General features: G+C 46.6%; 21 protein-coding genes, 1 tRNA gene and 1 riboswitch. Of the genes, 9 read left to right on the top strand and 13 right to left on the bottom strand.

Annotated features, from left to right (window positions below; all coding sequences use genetic code 11):
- The 5 genes from MHB43_RS00540 to MHB43_RS00520 all read left to right on the top strand — a co-directional run bounded on the left by MHB43_RS00540 (nucleotide 1) and on the right by MHB43_RS00520 (nucleotide 5,067).
- Nucleotides 1-1,992 (top strand): M1 family metallopeptidase, encoded by a 1,992-nt coding sequence (locus MHB43_RS00540; RefSeq protein ID WP_405131099.1) that lies wholly within the window; start codon nucleotides 1-3, stop codon nucleotides 1,990-1,992.
- 10 nt (nucleotides 1,993-2,002) lie between these two features.
- Nucleotides 2,003-2,854: a hypothetical protein gene (locus MHB43_RS00535; RefSeq protein ID WP_237178616.1), complete on the top strand. Its 852-nt coding sequence runs from the start codon at nucleotides 2,003-2,005 to the stop codon at nucleotides 2,852-2,854.
- A gap of 245 nt (nucleotides 2,855-3,099) precedes the next feature.
- Nucleotides 3,100-3,237, top strand: a riboswitch (cyclic di-AMP (ydaO/yuaA leader).
- A 3-nt stretch (nucleotides 3,238-3,240) separates the two neighbouring features.
- On the top strand, nucleotides 3,241-3,711 hold the full coding sequence (locus MHB43_RS00530) for a C40 family peptidase (RefSeq protein WP_036607285.1): 471 nt from the start codon (nucleotides 3,241-3,243) through the stop codon (nucleotides 3,709-3,711).
- A 354-nt stretch (nucleotides 3,712-4,065) separates the two neighbouring features.
- Nucleotides 4,066-4,560, top strand: coding sequence for a GNAT family N-acetyltransferase (locus MHB43_RS00525; protein WP_339181058.1), 495 nt, complete (start codon nucleotides 4,066-4,068; stop codon nucleotides 4,558-4,560).
- Between the two features lie 150 nt (nucleotides 4,561-4,710).
- The gene (locus MHB43_RS00520) at nucleotides 4,711-5,067 is read left to right on the top strand and encodes a cytochrome c (protein WP_036607288.1); all 357 of its coding nucleotides are present in this window, start codon (nucleotides 4,711-4,713) and stop codon (nucleotides 5,065-5,067) included.
- A gap of 77 nt (nucleotides 5,068-5,144) precedes the next feature.
- Here the strand turns inward: MHB43_RS00520 and rbsK are convergent, their stop codons facing one another.
- The 4 genes from rbsK to MHB43_RS00500 all read right to left on the bottom strand — a co-directional run bounded on the left by rbsK (nucleotide 5,145) and on the right by MHB43_RS00500 (nucleotide 7,013).
- Entirely contained in the window at nucleotides 5,145-6,128 is a 984-nt protein-coding gene (rbsK, locus tag MHB43_RS00515) for a ribokinase (protein WP_237178618.1), read from the bottom strand.
- Between the two features lie 44 nt (nucleotides 6,129-6,172).
- Nucleotides 6,173-6,469 (bottom strand): 4a-hydroxytetrahydrobiopterin dehydratase, encoded by a 297-nt coding sequence (locus tag MHB43_RS00510; RefSeq protein WP_062838136.1) that lies wholly within the window; start codon nucleotides 6,467-6,469, stop codon nucleotides 6,173-6,175.
- A gap of 30 nt (nucleotides 6,470-6,499) precedes the next feature.
- Entirely contained in the window at nucleotides 6,500-6,625 is a 126-nt protein-coding gene (locus MHB43_RS00505; protein ID WP_405131098.1) for a hypothetical protein, read from the bottom strand.
- Nucleotides 6,626-6,719: 94 nt separating this feature from the next.
- Nucleotides 6,720-7,013, bottom strand: a complete 294-nt coding sequence (locus tag MHB43_RS00500) for a hypothetical protein (protein WP_339181053.1) — start codon at nucleotides 7,011-7,013, stop codon at nucleotides 6,720-6,722.
- 233 nt (nucleotides 7,014-7,246) lie between these two features.
- On the opposite strand from MHB43_RS00500, the gene motA reads away from it, so the two are divergent.
- Entirely contained in the window at nucleotides 7,247-8,047 is an 801-nt protein-coding gene (gene motA, locus MHB43_RS00495; RefSeq protein ID WP_211085594.1) for a flagellar motor stator protein MotA, read from the top strand.
- Nucleotides 8,034-8,852, top strand: a complete 819-nt coding sequence (gene motB / locus MHB43_RS00490) for a flagellar motor protein MotB (protein WP_237178619.1) — start codon at nucleotides 8,034-8,036, stop codon at nucleotides 8,850-8,852. Before motA ends, motB begins: the two co-directional genes overlap by 14 nt.
- A 213-nt stretch (nucleotides 8,853-9,065) precedes the next feature.
- Here the strand turns inward: motB and MHB43_RS00485 are convergent, their stop codons facing one another.
- Both MHB43_RS00485 and MHB43_RS00480 read right to left on the bottom strand, forming a co-directional pair.
- On the bottom strand, nucleotides 9,066-9,767 hold the full coding sequence (locus MHB43_RS00485) for a pseudouridine synthase (RefSeq protein ID WP_221824808.1): 702 nt from the start codon (nucleotides 9,765-9,767) through the stop codon (nucleotides 9,066-9,068).
- A gap of 18 nt (nucleotides 9,768-9,785) precedes the next feature.
- Entirely contained in the window at nucleotides 9,786-12,125 is a 2,340-nt protein-coding gene (locus MHB43_RS00480) for a PAS domain S-box protein (RefSeq protein WP_339181050.1), read from the bottom strand.
- A gap of 332 nt (nucleotides 12,126-12,457) precedes the next feature.
- Between MHB43_RS00480 and tadA the strand changes: the two genes are divergently transcribed.
- Nucleotides 12,458-12,958 (top strand): tRNA adenosine(34) deaminase TadA, encoded by a 501-nt coding sequence (gene tadA, locus MHB43_RS00475; RefSeq protein WP_221824806.1) that lies wholly within the window; start codon nucleotides 12,458-12,460, stop codon nucleotides 12,956-12,958.
- Nucleotides 12,959-13,007: 49 nt separating this feature from the next.
- Nucleotides 13,008-13,499: a GNAT family N-acetyltransferase gene (locus MHB43_RS00470; RefSeq protein WP_405131097.1), complete on the top strand. Its 492-nt coding sequence runs from the start codon at nucleotides 13,008-13,010 to the stop codon at nucleotides 13,497-13,499.
- A 333-nt stretch (nucleotides 13,500-13,832) separates the two neighbouring features.
- Here the strand turns inward: MHB43_RS00470 and MHB43_RS00465 are convergent, their stop codons facing one another.
- The 7 genes from MHB43_RS00465 to pdxT form a co-directional block, all read right to left on the bottom strand.
- A complete protein-coding gene (locus MHB43_RS00465; protein WP_405131096.1) occupies nucleotides 13,833-14,927 on the bottom strand; it encodes a hypothetical protein in 1,095 nt (364 codons plus the stop codon).
- A 234-nt stretch (nucleotides 14,928-15,161) separates the two neighbouring features.
- Nucleotides 15,162-15,314 carry a small acid-soluble spore protein P gene (locus MHB43_RS00460; RefSeq protein WP_036607296.1) on the bottom strand — a complete coding sequence of 51 codons (153 nt, stop codon included), beginning with the start codon at nucleotides 15,312-15,314 and terminating at the stop codon, nucleotides 15,162-15,164.
- A 21-nt stretch (nucleotides 15,315-15,335) separates the two neighbouring features.
- Nucleotides 15,336-15,512, bottom strand: coding sequence for a hypothetical protein (locus MHB43_RS00455; protein WP_017691325.1), 177 nt, complete (start codon nucleotides 15,510-15,512; stop codon nucleotides 15,336-15,338).
- Nucleotides 15,513-15,541: 29 nt separating this feature from the next.
- Nucleotides 15,542-15,880, bottom strand: coding sequence for a hypothetical protein (locus tag MHB43_RS00450; protein WP_339181043.1), 339 nt, complete (start codon nucleotides 15,878-15,880; stop codon nucleotides 15,542-15,544).
- A 192-nt stretch (nucleotides 15,881-16,072) separates the two neighbouring features.
- Nucleotides 16,073-16,161: transfer RNA gene (locus tag MHB43_RS00445), tRNA-Ser, on the bottom strand.
- Nucleotides 16,162-16,355: 194 nt separating this feature from the next.
- Complete coding sequence (serS, locus tag MHB43_RS00440; protein ID WP_405131095.1) at nucleotides 16,356-17,639, bottom strand: serine--tRNA ligase; 1,284 nt, start codon at nucleotides 17,637-17,639, stop codon at nucleotides 16,356-16,358.
- Nucleotides 17,640-17,912: 273 nt separating this feature from the next.
- Entirely contained in the window at nucleotides 17,913-18,503 is a 591-nt protein-coding gene (gene pdxT, locus MHB43_RS00435; RefSeq protein ID WP_036671585.1) for a pyridoxal 5'-phosphate synthase glutaminase subunit PdxT, read from the bottom strand.
- Nucleotides 18,504-18,590: the final 87 nt, after the last annotated feature.

Raw genomic sequence — 18,590 nt, 5'->3', positions numbered from 1 at the left:
ATGATTCCACGACGCGCCAAGAGCTGGCTCACTGCATCCCTGGCCCTGTGTGTACTTGCCGGAGGGATATGGATCACTCTGGGTTATAATCGCTCAACTCATTCTGAATTGCCAGTACTCGCCCCCGAATCGGGCAAGCCCAAGGCAATAGCTCCAACTCCAGCACCTCCAGAAAGTGTACAGACCCCTACAGCCGAAGTGTACAGCAACCGTGTTGTGGAATATCACATGGATGTGAAGCTGGTCGAAGGAAACGTATTGGAAGGGACTCAGACGATCACCTGGACTCATCCAGGCAAAAAAACCGTCAACGAGCTTTACTTTCATATGTATCCCAACGCCTTCTCTTCTGCTGACACCACCTTTATGAAGGAATCCGGCGGAAAGCTTCGGGGTGATGTCATGCCTACCAATGGTTACGGCTCCATGAACATTACCGAAATGAAAACGGAGGACGGGCTCTCTCTGCTGCACCGGATGCAGTATGTGCAACCAGATGACGGAAATATCAAGGACACCACCCTCATTAAAGTACGCCTGCCCAAACCCGTCAAAGGCGGGGAAAGTATCACACTCCACACCCGATTCGAAGTGAATCTGCCAAAGATTTTTGCCCGGATGGGAACTGCTGATCATTTTGTCATGGCAGGTCAATGGTTTCCCAAATTAAGTGCCTATGAACCTGTAGGCAGGCGTGGACGAACAACAGAAGGCTGGAATCTGCACCAATACCATGGCAATTCAGAGTTTTACGCCGACTTCGGTATATATAGTGTGCGTATTCGGGTGCCTGAAACATACAAAGTGGCTGCTACCGGATTTCCGACGCAGCAAGCCGTGATGAAGAACGGAGAAAAAGTCTATCAATTCTACGCCGATGATGTGCATGACTTCGCATGGGCAGCCTCACCCGATTTTGTGTACGCAGAGGAGCCATTCTCCGCACCCAATGTGCCTGGTGTACGAATCAAGTTATATCTGGACCCAGCTCATCAGGATCTGAAAGAACGTTATTTCCATGCTGCGAAGGCCGCTCTAGCCAATTATAGCAAATGGTTTGGCCCGTATCCTTACGCTACCTTATCCATCGTAGTTCCACCCAAAGCGGGGAACGGTGCTGGAGGTATGGAATACCCTACGCTAGTTACGGCCTTTGGAGCCGATGACACTACGCCAGGTTATGACCTGGAACGTACCGTAATCCACGAGATCGGACACCAGTACTTCTACGGCATGGTTGCCAGCAACGAATTCGAGGAGGCCTGGCTGGATGAGGGATTCACCTCTTATGCAGAAGACAAACTGATGGAGCAGGAATACGGATTGATTCCGAATCTGCCGGTACAATCGGGACTGATTACGTCTCCTTCATCCTTAACACAAGAATCTTGGAAGTTCGATTCACAGAATGAGTACGCCGCCAATGTCTATACACGTGGCAAGCTTGTATTGCTTGGTATCGAACATCAAGTCGGTGCCAAAAAGATGGAACGCATTCTCTCTACCTATGTGAAGAAATACCGCTTCAAACATCCCACTTCGGCTGATTTCCAGAACGTTGTGGAACAAGTGACCCGCACTTCCTGGTCTGATTATTTTGATCAATACGTCTATGGTAACGGGATGGCTGACTTTGCTGTAGAGAAGATTCGTGTTACGCCCGTACAGAAAGACGGTCAAACATTGTACGAGTCATCCGTGACGATCGCAAAAAAGGGCAGTGATTACAGCGCCGTTCCTGTTCGCATTGCTTTTGAAGACGGGCATATCCTCACCAAGCAATGGAATGGACAAGAAGATCGCATCACGTATAAATTAACTCACACATCCCCCGTATCCTGGGCCATGACCGATCCCCTGTACTCGATCGTGCTGGAGAACCGCCATATGAACAATTTCCTGAAATCCGGACTGGATGAGCAGGCAAAGTCCCGCTGGAGCATGAGTGTAACCAAACTAATAGAAGCCATATTCGGAGGTCTGTCATGGTGAGGTGGAAACGGTGAAAGCGAAAATACGTGAAGGCTGGTTTCTCGTCCGTCAGCATATGTTCATTGCCGCACTCTTATTTCTCTATCAACTCATTTGGGGATATTTCTTCTATCGAATGGTACAGTCGGCGGTCATCCCACTACTCCTTCGCTATCCAGATGCTGATGCCGGTGAGCTGAGTACACTTTTGTTCAAAATGGAAAGTCAACTTAACCTGTCTACCCATCCGGAGGTTCATCGTTATCTATGGATTCTAGGGGGCATGCTGCTAGTTCGCATGTTGATCAGCCCCCTCATTCAGGCAGGACTGCTCTACTCACTTCAGCACTTTAATTCTACAGAAGAGCGCATCCCCTTTGTCCGCGGAATCAAAAATCTGTGGAAACCGATGCTGCTTCTCCACACTATACGTACATTATTGATACTTCTGCCCGCCTACTGGCTCATACCGAAGCTCTACTCCATTCTCATGGACGGATTTCATTCCCTTCAATTACTGTTGCCTGGTATACCTTATGTTGCTGCCTGGATTGTATATGGTTGGATCATCCACCATGCCATACTCTACATGCAGTTCGGTGTGTCGGCACCAGAAGGAGAAGGCGGGGCTCACGGTACCCTCAAAGCACTCTGGATTGCAATGCGTCATCTCATCGCTGTAATCGGCATTGCACTCCTGCTGGGCGGAGTACACCTGCTCGTCTTTGGGGCCTTCACTTCAGCCTCATGGTTATTAACGGGACTTACCGGACTTATACTACAACAGACGTATCCACTTGCCAGATGTCTATTGAGTCTGTGGAAAATATGCAGCCATTTTCGATTATGGCAGTCCAAAATATCCAAAGGTGAGAGCAGATAGTTTAAAAATTGTTACCATCACATGTTAAACTCATGGCCTAAAATGCACTTATAAATAGGCAAACCTCAACCTTTCCCCGTCAAAGGTCGAGGTTTTTTTTGCTAAATTTGTTGCTAAACGTTGCCAAAGCCGTACTCCTCTGTTACAATAATCGCAGTGAGTTTTTAGTAACAACTTTGTAATCTTTACATTCATATTTGTAACTACTTAAAATTAAATCGTCATTTCTTGATTTCGCAGGTGCATAACTAGCATAGCCAAATTCCTGGCACCTGGGAAGCGGGGGAACCAGTTATGGGTGAATTGATCTTGCTACAGAGGGGTCATAGGGGACCTTCAACCGAATCCTTAAGCTAACCTCGCAGGCGTTGGAAGGGGAATATCTCTTGTTCAAGAAGAAATTAACCGCAGCTGTACTTAGCATCACATTCGCATTATCACTTGGTGCAGGTAGCGCATTCGCAGATTCAAAGATGGACACAGTAATTGATTCAGCAATGGGAACTACATACAAAAGTGGGGGAACAACGCTTAACGGCTTTGACTGCTCCGGATTTACACGGTATGTATTCGACAAGTTGGGTATTGATTTGGCACGCCAATCCAGTTCCCAATTCGACATGGGCGATTCCGTATCCCGCATGGAAATGAGAGCTGGGGACCTGGTGTTCTTTAATACAACAGGTAAAGGCGTATCTCATGTAGGAATCTTTGTAGGGGATGGAAAGTTTGCACACTCCTCTTCTTCCAAAGGCGTTACGATCAGTGCATTGAGTGAAAACTATTGGGCCAATCGTTATGTTGGCGCGAAACGGATTATGAGCACGGACGCATATGAATCACTGGCCCTTGACTAGGGACAAGCTGAGCAACATGATGCTGTAACCATTAACCATACTGGAACGAAGCAAGAAGCATAACAGAACCGCCCGGTACATTCTCCGCAGGAATGTATCCGGCGGTTTTTTTGTGCTTCAATCCTTATTCATGTTGCAAGTTATACTCGGGGCATATCCTGCGACATCAACAGGTTCATTTTGCGTTCGTTCGTCCGTGCCCTTATGATGTTTTTACCCATCCCGTTATAATATAAACGAAATTACCGGAACTTTTGTTTCATTTTTTTCTAGGGAAGGAAGACTTGCTAAATGAACATCACTTTTGTAGAGTGGACAAAGAGTTCTGTTTCAAGGAAAGGAGCATGCAGGTGTATGAAGGAAACCCCTGTGACGTTTCACGTTGTACCCATGCGAGAAGAACATGCGGAGCTTATCTGCAGTTGGCAGTATGATCCGCCTTACAATATCTACAGCTGGCTCCCCTGGGAGCAGATGAAAGCTCTGGAAGTCGAATTCGGAGATGCACAGCTGCGGCAGGAGCAATATGCAATCGTCCTGGATCAGAACGATCGTATATTCGGGTTCGCTCAATACTTCCCACTTCAAGGGGTAACCCGGATTGGCCTTGGCATGCATCCAGAGCTGTGTGGTCAGGGTCAAGGGACAGCTTTTGTCACTGCCATTGTACAGGAAGCCATTCGCCGAAATCCCACGAATGAGATTGATCTGGAAGTACTCACTTGGAATGCTCGTGCCATTCAAGTCTATCTGAAGAGTGGATTTGTCACCCAGGATACATACGAACGACAGACCCCAAGCGGCTTGAAGCCCTTTCACTGTATGGTTTATGAAGGGCCTCGCGGTTAGAATCCATTGCAAAACAACCAAATTTGCCCCTTGTTATGTGATTAGTTCAAAAAATTCCCACAAAATGCTATGATGTCAGTACAGGTTCCGTTATAATGATATGGATAGTTTCAGGTTAGATGATCTTTCATTCTGGAGGGGACATAAGGGATGCACAAATGGATCATGAGCGGAGTATTTTTTGCAGCATGCGCTTTAGCTATTGTTTTAATGTTTACGCTTCCAGGGAAAGAAGAAGTGGCTGAAGAAGCCAAACCAACCATGCCGGAAGTAACATTGGATGCCGGACAGGCTGAGGCACTGGTCAAAGCCAATTGTATCTCCTGTCACGGGGATCAGCTTCAAGGTGGCGTAGGACCTGCTCTGGCAAACATCGGCAGTCAGGATGATCTGGAGAAGATCTATTCTACGATTGTCAAAGGTAAAGGTGGTATGCCTTCCTTCAAGGGCAAACTGCAGGATGAAGAGATTGCAAATATCGCCATGTGGCTGTCAGAGAAGAAATAATCTCTGCACGAACTACATAATGAAGAGGCCCTTAATCCCCTTTTGGGAGAATAAGAGCCTCTTTGTTATACCAATTATTAGGCATCTGCCGCGTGCTCAGCCAGAAAGGCCTCAACTTCACTTGCGGACGGCATCCCGGACTGGGCGCCGAGCTTCGTCACGGATAACGCGGCCGCACCCATGGCGAAGCCTACGGCCGCGTCCAAAGTCTCACCGCGCGCGAGGGCTACCGCCAGCGCGCCGTTGAAGCAATCGCCCGCGCCGGTCGTATCGACGGCGCTTACGGCGTAGCCGGGCGCACGGCACGCGCCGGCACGCCCTGCTTGTACGCGGCCACCAGGCGCCGCCGCGTATACAGCCCCCTCGGGGCCGAGCGTCGTGACGACAGCGGCCCCGAGGGATGCGGCGAGCTCTGCGACTGCCGCATCCAGGTCTTCCGGCCGGAGATGATCCCGGCCGGTAAGCACGGCAAGCTCACTGCGGTTCGGCGTGACAACGTCGACGCACCGCAGGAGCTCCTGGGGCAGACCCGGCACCGCGGGAGCCGGGTTGAGCACCACCAGTGCGCTGCCTTCAGCCGCCAGTTGGGCGGCGCGGGTAACCGCTGGCAGCGGGATCTCCAGCTGTAGCAGCACCGCTGCGGCTGCAGTCAGGCTTTTTACCGTATCCGCCTCTTCCAGCATCTCAGGCACCACTTGCCCATTCGCACCAGGAATAACAATAATCCGGTTGTCTCCCCTAGAGAGCCAAATGGACGCCGTCCCTGTAACCGTGTCTTCCAATACGCGAACCTGCGAGGCATCTGCACCACTTTCCGTCAGACTGTGCAGCAGACGTTCGCCAAAACCGTCCGATCCCACCGCACCAATCATCGTAGTCTGTCCACCCAGACGCGCAGCAGCAACAGCCTGGTTGGCCCCTTTGCCACCAGCGAGATAATGCAGTTCCTCACCGCTCACCGTCTCTCCCTCTTCCGGAATCATGTCTGTCTTCACCACGAGATCCATATTGAGACTGCCTACGACAGCAATGAGAGGTTGTTTCTGATTATAGTCTGACATGTATGGTTCACTCACTTCTGGCCGCGCGATAATAACTGACCTCGTTATTCCGACCTCATTTTGTCATAAGCTTCGTTATATTGTCCTGCTTCCTTGATATCTACAGATGTGATACCACCCGCATCCCATGACGTCAGACGCAGCGTAACCGTTGTATAGTCAATCGTAATAAAAGGATGATGATTGAATGCTTCCGAGATCGCAGCGACCTCATCCACAAATGCAATCCCTTTCATGTAGTTGGAGAACACGAATTTACGTACAATCCACCGTCCCTCTTCCAGTTCCCAGCCTTCCAGCCTCCCTAGATGAGCTTCGACTTCCTCTTGCGAAAAAACCATGCGTTATCTTCCTCCCCATAGGATGGTACATTACAGACGTATGTCCGTATAACCACCGACACCTTCGGTGCGATCAACAGCAACCTCAAAGGCCAGGCTCACCGCCATGCGGTTGGCCCATTTCACGACTAACATCTTACCACGGACAAGCTTCAAAATCCAATCACCTACATGGCATAGAACCAATAACCATAAGGCTTTGAGGAAAACTCCAGTTCCATTTATACCCCTGAAAATGCATATAAACATACTAAATTAAAGGTACAAACGTCAACTCTTCTTCCCCGATCAAAATATGAATGCGGTGCTGCTCCTTATCATGGATGACCACGCCACTTCCAACCGGAATAACAGACTCCTCGCCCAGCGCATAGAACAAATCCTCCGCCAATGCCTCATCCACTTCAAGTTGGTCAGTTGCAGCCAGTCTCTCCCACTCTTCCGAGTCCATTTCAAAGAAAACATACCGATCCGGTATGCGCCCGATTGCCGTTGTCAGATCTGTCAAAATTCCTTCATAATCCCGTCCATGCTTTACGCCCATTGGCTTTTCACTCCTATTCGGCCCCTAAGGAGCGGATTTGATCTTATTATACCTGAAAATAGCCCTTAAAAAAAAAGGCCTTCTGGTCGATAAATACATATATGACCGTTTTAACTGTTTTAGCAACCGTAAGGAATGCCTAACATTGAACGGATTGCGGCCAAAAATTCGTCCGGAAGCCCGAACACGGCCGCTTGAAAGGATTCAATTTTATCTCATGGATGAGGTGTATGATGAACATTTCAACGATTATTGGACTAATTTTGGGGCTGGTCTCCCTTGTATTTGGTATGTTCTTGAAGGGTGCGCCCTTAATCAACCTGGTTAACAATCCCGCAGCCTACATTATTATCTTTGTTGGTACGGCAGGAACCATCTTTATCGCATTTCCGATGTCTGAAGTTAAAAAAATCCCTAAGCTTTTCGGGATTGTTTTCAAAAATCAAGTACTTATTGATCGCGTATCCCTGATCGGCACATTTATGGATTGGGCTTCCACTACCCGTCGTGAAGGTTTGCTTGCACTGGAATCAAAAGTAGAAGAGATTGACGATCAGTTCCTTCGTGGCGGTATGCGTATGATTATAGACGGCAACGATCAGGAATTTGTAAGTGATGTACTCATGGAAGATATTCATGCTACAGAGGAGCGCCACCGTGGCAGTGCCTTGATCTTCGCTCAGGCGGGGATGTACGCACCAACGCTCGGGGTTCTCGGGGCCGTTGTAGGTCTCATCGCAGCACTTGCCGATCTCAGTGACATGGAGAAACTCTCCCATGCGATTGCGGCAGCATTTATCGCAACACTCCTTGGTATATTTAGTGGTTACGTGTTATGGCACCCGATGTCTAACAAGCTGAAACGGATGTCCAAGCAAGAAATGGAGATCAAGCTGATGATGGTTGAAGGACTGTTATCCATACAATCCGGTGTCTCCACCATCGCCATCAACCAAAAGTTATCCGTATTCCTGACACCTTCCGAACGTAAACAACTGGAAGAGAAGGAGGGATCATCAGGTGAAAAAGGCTAAGAAGCACGAACCACATGAAGAGCATATAGACGAGAGCTGGTTGCTTCCCTATTCCGACTTAATGACCTTGTTGCTCGCTCTGTTTATTGTATTGTTCGGCATGAGTTCAATCGATGCAGCTAAGTTTGAGCAGATGGCTTCCGCACTAAACAGTGCATTAAATGGAGGTTCCGGAATTCTGGACCATTCGTCCATGAATCCGGATACGCCAGGTGCTGATTTGGGTAAGAACAAACAGGAACCTACAGAAATCACCAAGAAAACACCAGCTCAGATTACAGATGCACAGATGGCTAAGAAAGAACAAGAAGACCTGGAGAAACTCAAAGAGCGACTCGACAAATATATCTCGAAGAACGGGCTCTCGGACCAGCTGAACACCAAGCTGAATCAGTCTGAATTGAAGATCACCATCAGTGATAACGCCCTGTTCTCCTCAGGCCGAGCAGATGTGAAGCCTGAATCACGATCCCTGGCCAAAGCAATCTCAAGCATGCTGCAGGAGTTCCCTGAATATGAAGTGGTTGTATCCGGTCATACCGATAATATTCCCATTTCGAACAACCAATATAAGGATAACTGGGATCTAAGCGCAGATCGTGCGCTCAACTTCCTGAAAATCCTGTTGCTGAACACGCAATTGGACCCTTCCAAATTCACACCAAGTGGTTATGGAGAGTATCACCCGATTGCCAGCAATGACACCAATACCGGACGGGCACAGAATCGCCGTGTAGAGGTATCTATCATTCGGAAGTATCAAAGTAACAATACAAATGTAAAAGCCGTTGGCGAAGGAAACTAGCGGCCTGCAGCGATTCATTAACCAAAGACCGTTCTCCAGGTACAAGGAGAACGGCCTTTTTGGTTTATATAATGCTTATGCTTTGGTTTATCTCTACATTTTTTCACACTATTTGCAAGATTCACCTGTCGTCATTGACCCTATACCAAAAAGCCCTGCGCTCCTTTTCGGAAAGCAGGGCTTCAATCAGTTAATTAGTCAAAGTCGAATCAACTATTCCAGTGAATAGTCCAACAGACCGCCCAGCTCCGCTTTTTCAGCAGCGGTAAGCTCTCTCCATGAACCTGTCGCCATTTCTCCAAGATGAATGTTCATGATCCGAACACGCTTCAACTTACGAACCTCGTAGCCAAAGGCACTACACATCCGCCGAATCTGACGGTTCTTTCCTTCAGTCAGGATGATACGGAATACTCGATCCGTCATCCGGGTCACTGTACAAGGCAGGGTCATTTCACCCAGGATCTTCACCCCAGTGCTCATACCTCTAAGGAAACTCGGGGTTACAGATCGATCAACAGTAACGATATACTCTTTCTCATGGCGTCCTTCTGATCTAAGAATCCGGTTAACGATATCACCATCATTGGTCATCAGGATCAAACCTTCTGAGTCCTTATCCAGGCGCCCAATTGGAAAGATACGTTCATCGTGTCCGACAAAATCAACGATATTGCCCTGAATATGCTGCTCGGTTGTGCTTGTGATCCCGATCGGTTTATTCAGCGCGATATATACGTGTTTTCTCTTTTCCTTGATTGGCTTGCCGTTGATTCGTACATCGTCGCCTTCTTCTGCCTGACTGCCCAGTTCAGCCTTAACTCCATTAATGGTTACCTGACCACTATCCACCAACTTATCTGCTTCGCGCCGGGAGCAGTAACCTGTTTCACTAATAAATTTATTAATACGCAAAAGGTAATCTCACCTCATCTATTTCTCTTCATCTGTAAATGGTTCATCCGTTATCTGATCTACCTCAATAACTTCCGGTTGTTGCTCGGATGCAGGCAGTTCAATAATAACCGTTGTTCCCTTGTTCATGATGCTTTTAATATCCATCATGCCCTTATGTGATTGAATAATGCGCTGACTGACCATCAGGCCAAGCCCTGTCCCAGACTCTTTGTTCGTAAAGAAAGGCTCCCCAAGCTTGGGCATCATCTCTTCCGGGATACCAATGCCTTCATCCCTGATCTCAATTCTGACGCGTTTCAACTGCTCGTCATGCTTGAGCTTGATATGGATGCTTCCTCCATTTGGCATGGCCTCCATACCATTTTTCAGCAAATTGATGAATACCTGCTTCAATTGGTTCTCTTCACAGTGTACCATAGCCGAATCGGATGAGGCACGCAGTACAAATTCTACACCATGCAGATGCGCCTGACTATCCAGTAATGAGATGACATCGCCAAGAATAAAACGAATATCCCGATTCTGAAAATGAACCGCCTGCGGTTTTGCCAGAATCAGAAATTCACCAACAATAAGGTTGATTCGATCCAGCTCCGATAACATCAGATCCAGATGACGATGATTCAGCTTGTTGCTCTCTTGCTGTAACTGTAGGAATCCACGCAGCGTGGTCAGTGGATTACGAATCTCATGTGCCACACCTGCTGCAAGCTGGCCCACGGTTGTTAGCTTCTCAGAACGCCTGAGCAACTCTTCCATCCGATTACGACTTGTAATGTCCCTGGAGACGCTAATCAGCGCGGTAATCTCTCCAGCCTCGTCTCGCACCGGAGCCGTACTGACACTGACCTCTACTCGGGTCCCGTCTTTCTTCATCCAGGTGGTTTCGTTGGACGTAATGGACATCCCTTCAACGAGTTGGGCATGCTGACGTTTCATTTCTTCTTCTGCTTCTGGCGGGATGATCTTCAGATTACGACCTTCCACTTCACGACTTCGAAATCCATATAATTGTTCAAATGCCCGGTTAACCCGAAGCACCTTTCCTTCAAGATCCGTAATGTGAATGGCATCCGCTGTCTGATTGATAATGGACTCCAGATGTTCTTTCACCGCCCGATTCTCTTCATACATCTGTTTCAGACGGCTCGTATAATGGCCTAGATTACGAATCATGGCATTAATACGATTGGCCAGTTGACCAAGTTCATCCTTCCTCCGGACTTTCAGACGGAAATCAAAGTGCCCTTCCGCTACATCATTCACTTTGCCCAGTATGGATTGGATCGGACGCGTAATATACCCTGCGAGCAGATAGCTGCCAAAGATCACGATCTCCAGCAAAACCAAGGATATGGAGGCATGGCTCACCAACTGCTCAGATACCATGGAGGATATTTGCTTATAGTCCATGACAATACTGATCACATAGGAAGACTGATTGGGTGTGAATATGGGAATAAAACTCTTCAATACCTTCTGTTCGTGCGTTTCACTGACAAAAGATACATTTTGCCCTGTTCGAATGGCGCGCACCACAGCACGATGATCCTCATCCGTAGAACCATACTGGTATGTACCAAAACGAATCGGTCTGTTATTCAACTTGCTAAAGTTCGAATCTCTTCCGTCATCACCCATGTTCGGGCTGCCAAAAGTCAACGGATTGATGCCTGTAATCTCCAGAATGGAGGGATTGACCTCACGAATTTTATTTAAAATCTCATCCGAACTAGAGATTTTCACATAGTCATCAACTTCCGTATTATTATAGAAAGGATTGATTATGTAGTTTCTCTTTCCATCATGGTAGTAACCCCAGATATCAATATCCGAAGGACTGGAGGTTGAATATTCGAATCCATCTGACCAGAAATGCTCCAACTTCTGCCCTTGGGGAATCGTCACCTGTTGTTTTTCAAACAACTGCTTAAAGGCCTGATACCAATAGGTCATGGATTTGGTGGACAGCCCGATTTCTCTCGGATCCGAAGAGCGGCTAACAACGATGTCATCATCCGTCTGCTCCATTAACGATATATGTGAGACGCCGACCTTTTGGCTCAAGCGTACAAGTTCTTCATTTGTGATATTATTAATATCCGGGTCCAACTCTTCCGCTGCCATGACAGCAGCAAGCCACAGATTGTTTCCAATCTGCCGTTTTACATAATCCGAACTGTATTGATTCTGTTCGACAGAAATTGCAATCTGCTTTGCAGTGAGCACCATCTTGTTTTCACTGTCCTGCCTCAGATTCTCTTCTGTAGTATAATAACTCAGTGCGATATTCAACACTAAAATAACGAGCACTGAGCACGACATAATCATGGATAATTTCGTTTTAATAGACAAGTTTTTTTGTTCACCTCTCGGCTTGTACCCTCTGGCGATATATGGCAAAACCTATCTCCATCATAACGCTTGTATGTCTTTTTGAAAAGGATAATTGACCTGTGCCCAAAAGTTACCGAATGACTGAAAAGCTCGAAATTCGTTGTTTTTTGCATTTTCGAACTCTACAATGAAATGAATCACTATATTTATCCACATACCCACAGGCTTGTGGATAGTTTGTTTATAACTATGTGAGCAACTACACGGTTATCCACAATTCTATACACAACATGTTAACAACCCGAATACTTGTTCGCTGAATAAACGATTTTGGAAGGAGTTATATAGTAATGACTGACCATTCTCTCCAGCCCTATCTTGGGAATTTATCGGAGGAGGCTCAACATGAGCACTGGATGCGGGAGGCCATTGCCGAGGCCTACAAAGCTGAGGCTCTTGGGGAAGTGCCGATTGGAGCTGTAATCGTACAAAATAACCAAATTATCGGTCGGGGATACAATCTGCGTGAAACTACACTGGATTCCACCGCCCATGCAGAGATGGTGGCTATTCGTCAGGCCAGTGAGACCATCGGAGCTTGGCGTTTGTTGGATTGTTCTCTGTACGTCACACTGGAACCTTGTCCGATGTGTGCAGGTGCAATTGTACAATCCAGGGTCCCCCGCGTAATCTATGGAACGGCTGATCCCAAGGCAGGCTGTGCAGGTACACTGATGAACCTGCTACAGGAGCCTCGTTTTAACCATCGCACTGAGGTGATCCCGGATATCCTTCAGCCTGAATGCTCCACGATGCTAACTCAATTTTTCAGACGTCTGCGAAAAAAATAACACTAATCATTGAATATCGACATTCCAATCGGAAAGGAAGTGTGCTGTAATGGCACTAACACTCTATGATACAGCCCACGGCATAAGCCTTCGGTTGCTCACACCCCAGGATACACAGTCCTATCTGGACCTGATTCAGGTCACACGCGTCCCATACCAGGCTGTAGAACCCGTGCGAGACGATGAATTCTATACACTGGATGCTCAGACTCGGCGGATTGAGGATCGGGTCAAGGCAGCGGAAGAAGGTACAGGATATCAATTTGGAATCTATACCATTAAAGACAGTCTGCTGATTGGACAAGTAAGTATCAACAATGTCGTACTGGGCGTTGCCAATTATGCGGATATGGGTTACTTTATCCATCCAGATTATCAGGGTGGCGGACGAATGACAGCAGCGGTTAAACTGGCCGTAGCTTATGGTTTCCGTGCACTGAAGTTAAATCGGGTTCAGGCTGCGGTATTGCCCTCCAACAAAGGTTCACAGCGCGTACTGGAGAAGAACGGATTCCAGTTTGAAGGTACTGCTCGCAAATAGCTCAAGATCAACGGCAAATATCAGGATCATCAGATCTACGCTGTACTTGCTGAAGACTTGGATGAACTTACAAACTAATTTTAGGAGCTCCCCGCACAACGGTCTGCATTTCCAATTCAACAATATAAAAATTTAATGTACAAAACCGCACTACTCTAGTTATGTAGAAGAGGGTGCGGTTTTATTTGTATAGATCACCAGCCACGATTCAACTTCAAAGATCAATTATTTTGCGGATATCCCCTTACGCTGTGTAGCAAAAAAAACCGCCTGTACCCAAGCGGAAGGAGATTATCCCTCACTTGAATCACAGACGGTTTGAACTCAGCGAGATTAGTATCCGTATGAAGCGTTCATCAGTTCTTCGAACTCTTGCATAGTAATTACGTCATCGCCAGTAGGGATGTTGATTTTGAATGCTGCTTTTTCGTTAATCTTGGTGTACGTATTGGAACCGGTAAATGCCAATTTCACTTCGTCTTTTGTATCTTCTGGCTTGATCAGTACATCAGCGACCATCTTTTGATATACCGGGAAGTCGTTTTTGTCCAATGCGAAATCGATGTTGAATTGGTTAATTGTCAGAACATCTTTCAATTTGTCCAAGTCTTTAGCCATTTCAGCCTGATCTGCTTCAGTGATCTTCAGATCTTCTTTAGCTTTGTCGATATCAGCCTGATCCATTTGCAGCATTTCACGATATTCCTCTTTGGACAGAATATCCAATACTTTAGGCATAGCTTTTGTTACCAGTACAGTAACTGCTTCTTTAACATTGTCATTATTCACCGAGAACTGTACAACCTGCTTCGCATCTACACCTTCAGGAAGTTGTGCATCTTTGGTGTCTAGATTTTTGAAGAATTTAGCTTGATCGTACTCGCCCAGCACTGCGTCCATGACTTCGTTGCTCAGCTTTTGCGTTTTGGCTGCGTCCATAGCATCCGGGTTCCATTCCGTACCCTCTTGCTCAGCCAGTTCTTTCAGGTCAAGTTCCAGGAATTTGCCTACAACGTTCTCCGGAATCGGGAAGAACGGAATATTCGGCACTTTCACATAGAGTTTCTCTGCCGTCATCACCATTGGAATGTTAAAGGTCATACCCATATCACCTTTAAGCTCGATGCCAAGAGTCATCTCGGTCTGCATTGGCTCACTTTGGTATACACCTGTTACATTCAACTGAGCATCCTTCAGCATGCTCATAAACTGAGTCATAGTAGGATCAGTTTGTGAAGTATCCCCAGGTTTATAGCTCAATTCATTAATTGTAAAGTTGGAACTCATTTCATACGAAGTCAATTTGGAAGCATTGGCCGCAGCCGTCTTCAATGCCTCTTTTGGTTCCTGCTTGCTGCTACATGCTGTCAATGCCATAGATACGGTCAACAGCAACGTAAGAAGAAGCGCCCCCATACGTTTAGTCATTTGTTTCTCTCCTCTCGTGATAACCCCAAAAAAAGTAATTCAATATCAATGATATACCATATCGTCAGATACCGAAACCTAATTTGGGAAAAATGTGATCTTTCCTCTTTAAAATGGCTACAAAGACCTATGTCAGCTTTGGGAATAAGCATGTCCTTGTCTTTATATATGTATGAATACGCAAAAAGCCCCTGTTAGGTAACAAGGGACTTTTGCGTGAATCTGTTTCTTCTATTAACCTTGGGGATTCAAATGATCCACATGATTTTGATTTTTTACTTTTTTGGAACCGGATAATGGTTCCTGCATGGAAGAGCGTTTGGATGAATGACGATGCTGTTCGGATGCTTGCGCTTCCGGTACGGGAATTGTTTTTGGTTTACTCATATTATTGCCCCCTCATCATTGTTAGGAATGGGATGGGTCCCTATCTTCCGTTTTGTCATGATTCAGTGCATCCTGATGACGGCGATCATTAATATCTTGCTGAATTTGCTGGGCATGATGACTGTTTACGGCAGGCTGCTCCAGATCATCGACTACATTTTGCAGGTTTTTGTCTACTCCCGCTTTGGCTTTAGTCAATTGAGTTCACTCCTTCAGATTTCAGGCTATTATCTCGTCTGGGATTGTAACGACTGGGCGCATTCATGAATGTGCCGTGTATAATCGTGAGCCAGTTCCTGAATCGGTTCTGTACGCTCATCCGTGGTTCGTCCATCCCGTTCCACATCAATCAGCTGTACGCTGACTTCACGGGAATCGACATATGCACATTTGAAATCAAAAGAGTACATCTCGTGCCCAGCTGTAGCAATGTGTATCCGAATCGCCTGCTGATCGGCTTCATCGGCCATTACCTGAGCCTGGTCTCCAACATTCAGGACTTGAGGCAAACGTTCTTGCCAAGCCCCTACAAGCTCTGTCTGATTGATGTTTAACTCGCGGTTCATCTTACCACCTCCACTCCTATAAAGTGCGGCGATGAGGATGTTTTTATACATATTAAGCTTATTCAAAATATAACGTTGTACTGTGCAACGTATACATCAGTCACCAACCTGTATACTCACTACGTTTAACAAACTCACAACGCAAAAAAGGACCCGAGCGAGATCGCTCGAGTCCTTGTTATAAGTGTAGTATGGCGGAGAGGGTGGGATTCGAACCCACGTGGAGTTGCCCCCTAACGGTTTTCAAGACCGCCCCGTTATGACCGCTTCGGTACCTCTCCAGGGAATTAACTTTTATAAACTTGCCACGAAAAGTATCATACCACATCTCGACATTATAATGCAACCTTTTTTATATTAAAAATGATGATCCTGTATCAGACAACTGCCTCCGTTATACAAAACACTCCAATCCGCCATTCAGAAATGACGGATTGAATTTGTATTCCTCTTGATGAGGATGGTTAACTAACGCTTAAGAGCGACGTGCAATTACACTTGTGCCACCCATATAAGGACGCAATGCTTCAGGAATAACAACCGTACCATCTTCCTGTTGATAGTTCTCCAGGATAGCGGCTACCGTCCGTCCAACGGCCAATCCTGACCCGTTCAATGTATGAACAAATTCCGGTTTGGCTTTTGGCTCTCTGCGGAAACGGATATTGGCACGACGTGCCTGGAAGTCCTCACAGTTGGAGCACGAAGAAATCTCACGATAGGTATTGCTCTCAGGCAACCATACCTCAATATCATACGTTTTAGCTGAAGTGAAGCCCATATCAGCCGTGCACAATGTCAGAACGCGATACGGCAAGCCCAACAATTGAAGCACACGCTCCGCATTTTGAGTCATTTGCTCCAGCTCTTCATACGAAGTCTCTGGAGTAGAGAGCTTGAGCAGCTCCACTTTGTTAAACTGATGCTGACGAATCAATCCACGTGTATCCCGTCCAGCGGAACCGGCTTCAGAGCGGAAACAAGAGCTGTATGCCACAAAGTGCTTAGGCAATTGATCTACATTCAGAATCTCTTCGCGATGGTAGTTCGTTACTGGAACTTCAGCAGTAGGGATCAGATAATATTCAGTATCTTTTAACTTGAACAGATCTTCTTCAAACTTAGGCAGTTGACCTGTTCCAAACAAGCTGTCCCGATTAACGATGTATGGAGGCAGAATCTCTTCATATCCATGTTGATCACTGTGCAGATCCATCATGAAGTTAATCAATGCACGTTCCAGACGCGCACCCAGACCTTTATAAAAGGTAAAACGGGAACCTGTTACTTTGGCAGCCGCCTCAAAATCAAGAATATCGAGATCCTGCGCAATTTCCCAGTGTGCTTTCGGTGCAAAAGTAAATGACTTCGGCTCTTCCCAACGACGAATCTCAACATTGTCGTCTTCAGAAGCTCCAGTAGGTACCGTTTCGTTAGGAATGTTCGGAATCGCCATTGTGAGATCATTGATCTTCACTTCCAGTTCCCGAACTTCTTCGTCCATAGCTTTGATTCGATCAGAGACATCGCGCATCTCCACAATCAGATCATCAGCATTCTCACGATTCTTCTTCAGTCTAGCAACTTCTGCGGAGACTGTATTCCGACGACTCTTCAGCGTTTCACTCTCTTGAAGCAATTCCCGACGCTTGGCATCCATCTCGGTAAATCCAGCGATAAGATCCAGCGATTTGCCACGTTTAGTCAATGCTTCTTCTACACGTGCATACTCATTCCGCAATATTTTCACATCAAGCACGATATACCCCTCCTAAATAACCTCACAACGTGAAGCCTTATGTTAAATCCATTCTCAAAACTCTACTGTATATACCTTACTATATACTTATCGGAACCTGTAACCCAAAAAACAACCTATATCCCCGGTGTCACCCTCCGCTGCGATTCCCGCTTTGAAGCAGATACAGGCAACATCAGGCATCCGTTCAGATGCAACCGCCATCCAGCGGCCTTACAAGGCTTCTGGGGAAGTGATCCGATGACCGGGAGATCATAGATTGTACATCATGCATTATTTAGAGTCTACCGTATGTTTGTAGGATCTGGCCATGTCTACAAAATAAGTATGCAGACGATAGTCATCCGTCAATTCCGGATGGTAGGAGCAAGCCAGCAAATGCCCTTGACGAGCAGTAACAATCTCATCCTTGTATGTGGAGAGAACTTCGACCTGGTCTCCGACACTCTCGATCAAGGGTGCCCGTATAAACACAGCTCTTACCGTTTCCTCAATGCCTTTGACTGGCAAATCCGTCTCAAAACTTTCTCTCTGCCGTCCAAATGCATTTCGTGATACAGTCATATCCATTAGCTCCAAATGAGCTTCTTCCTGCCCTGCAATGTGTTTAGCCATAACGATCAAGCCAGCACAGGTACCAAATACCGGTTTGCCCTCAGCAGCAAACGCGCGAATGGCATCCATAAACCCATACTTGCGCATCAGTTTACCGATCGTTGTGCTTTCCCCGCCAGGAAGGATAAGACCGTCCAAGTCCTCCAATTGCTGAACCTGTTTGATAGCTATACCTTCTGCTCCAGCACGTTCAATACTTCGAATATGCTCTGTTACAGCTCCTTGAAGTGCTAAAACGCCGATCTTCATACGCTCATTCCCCTTCTCTTACCAGCCACGATCTTGCATATGGTAAACGAACATTGTACTTTTTTACTTCATCATACGTGAATTCTA

This window comes from Paenibacillus sp. FSL H8-0317, assembly GCF_045040685.1.
GTDB lineage: Bacteria > Bacillota > Bacilli > Paenibacillales > Paenibacillaceae > Paenibacillus.
This window is presented reverse-complemented; position numbering and strand designations above follow the sequence as displayed.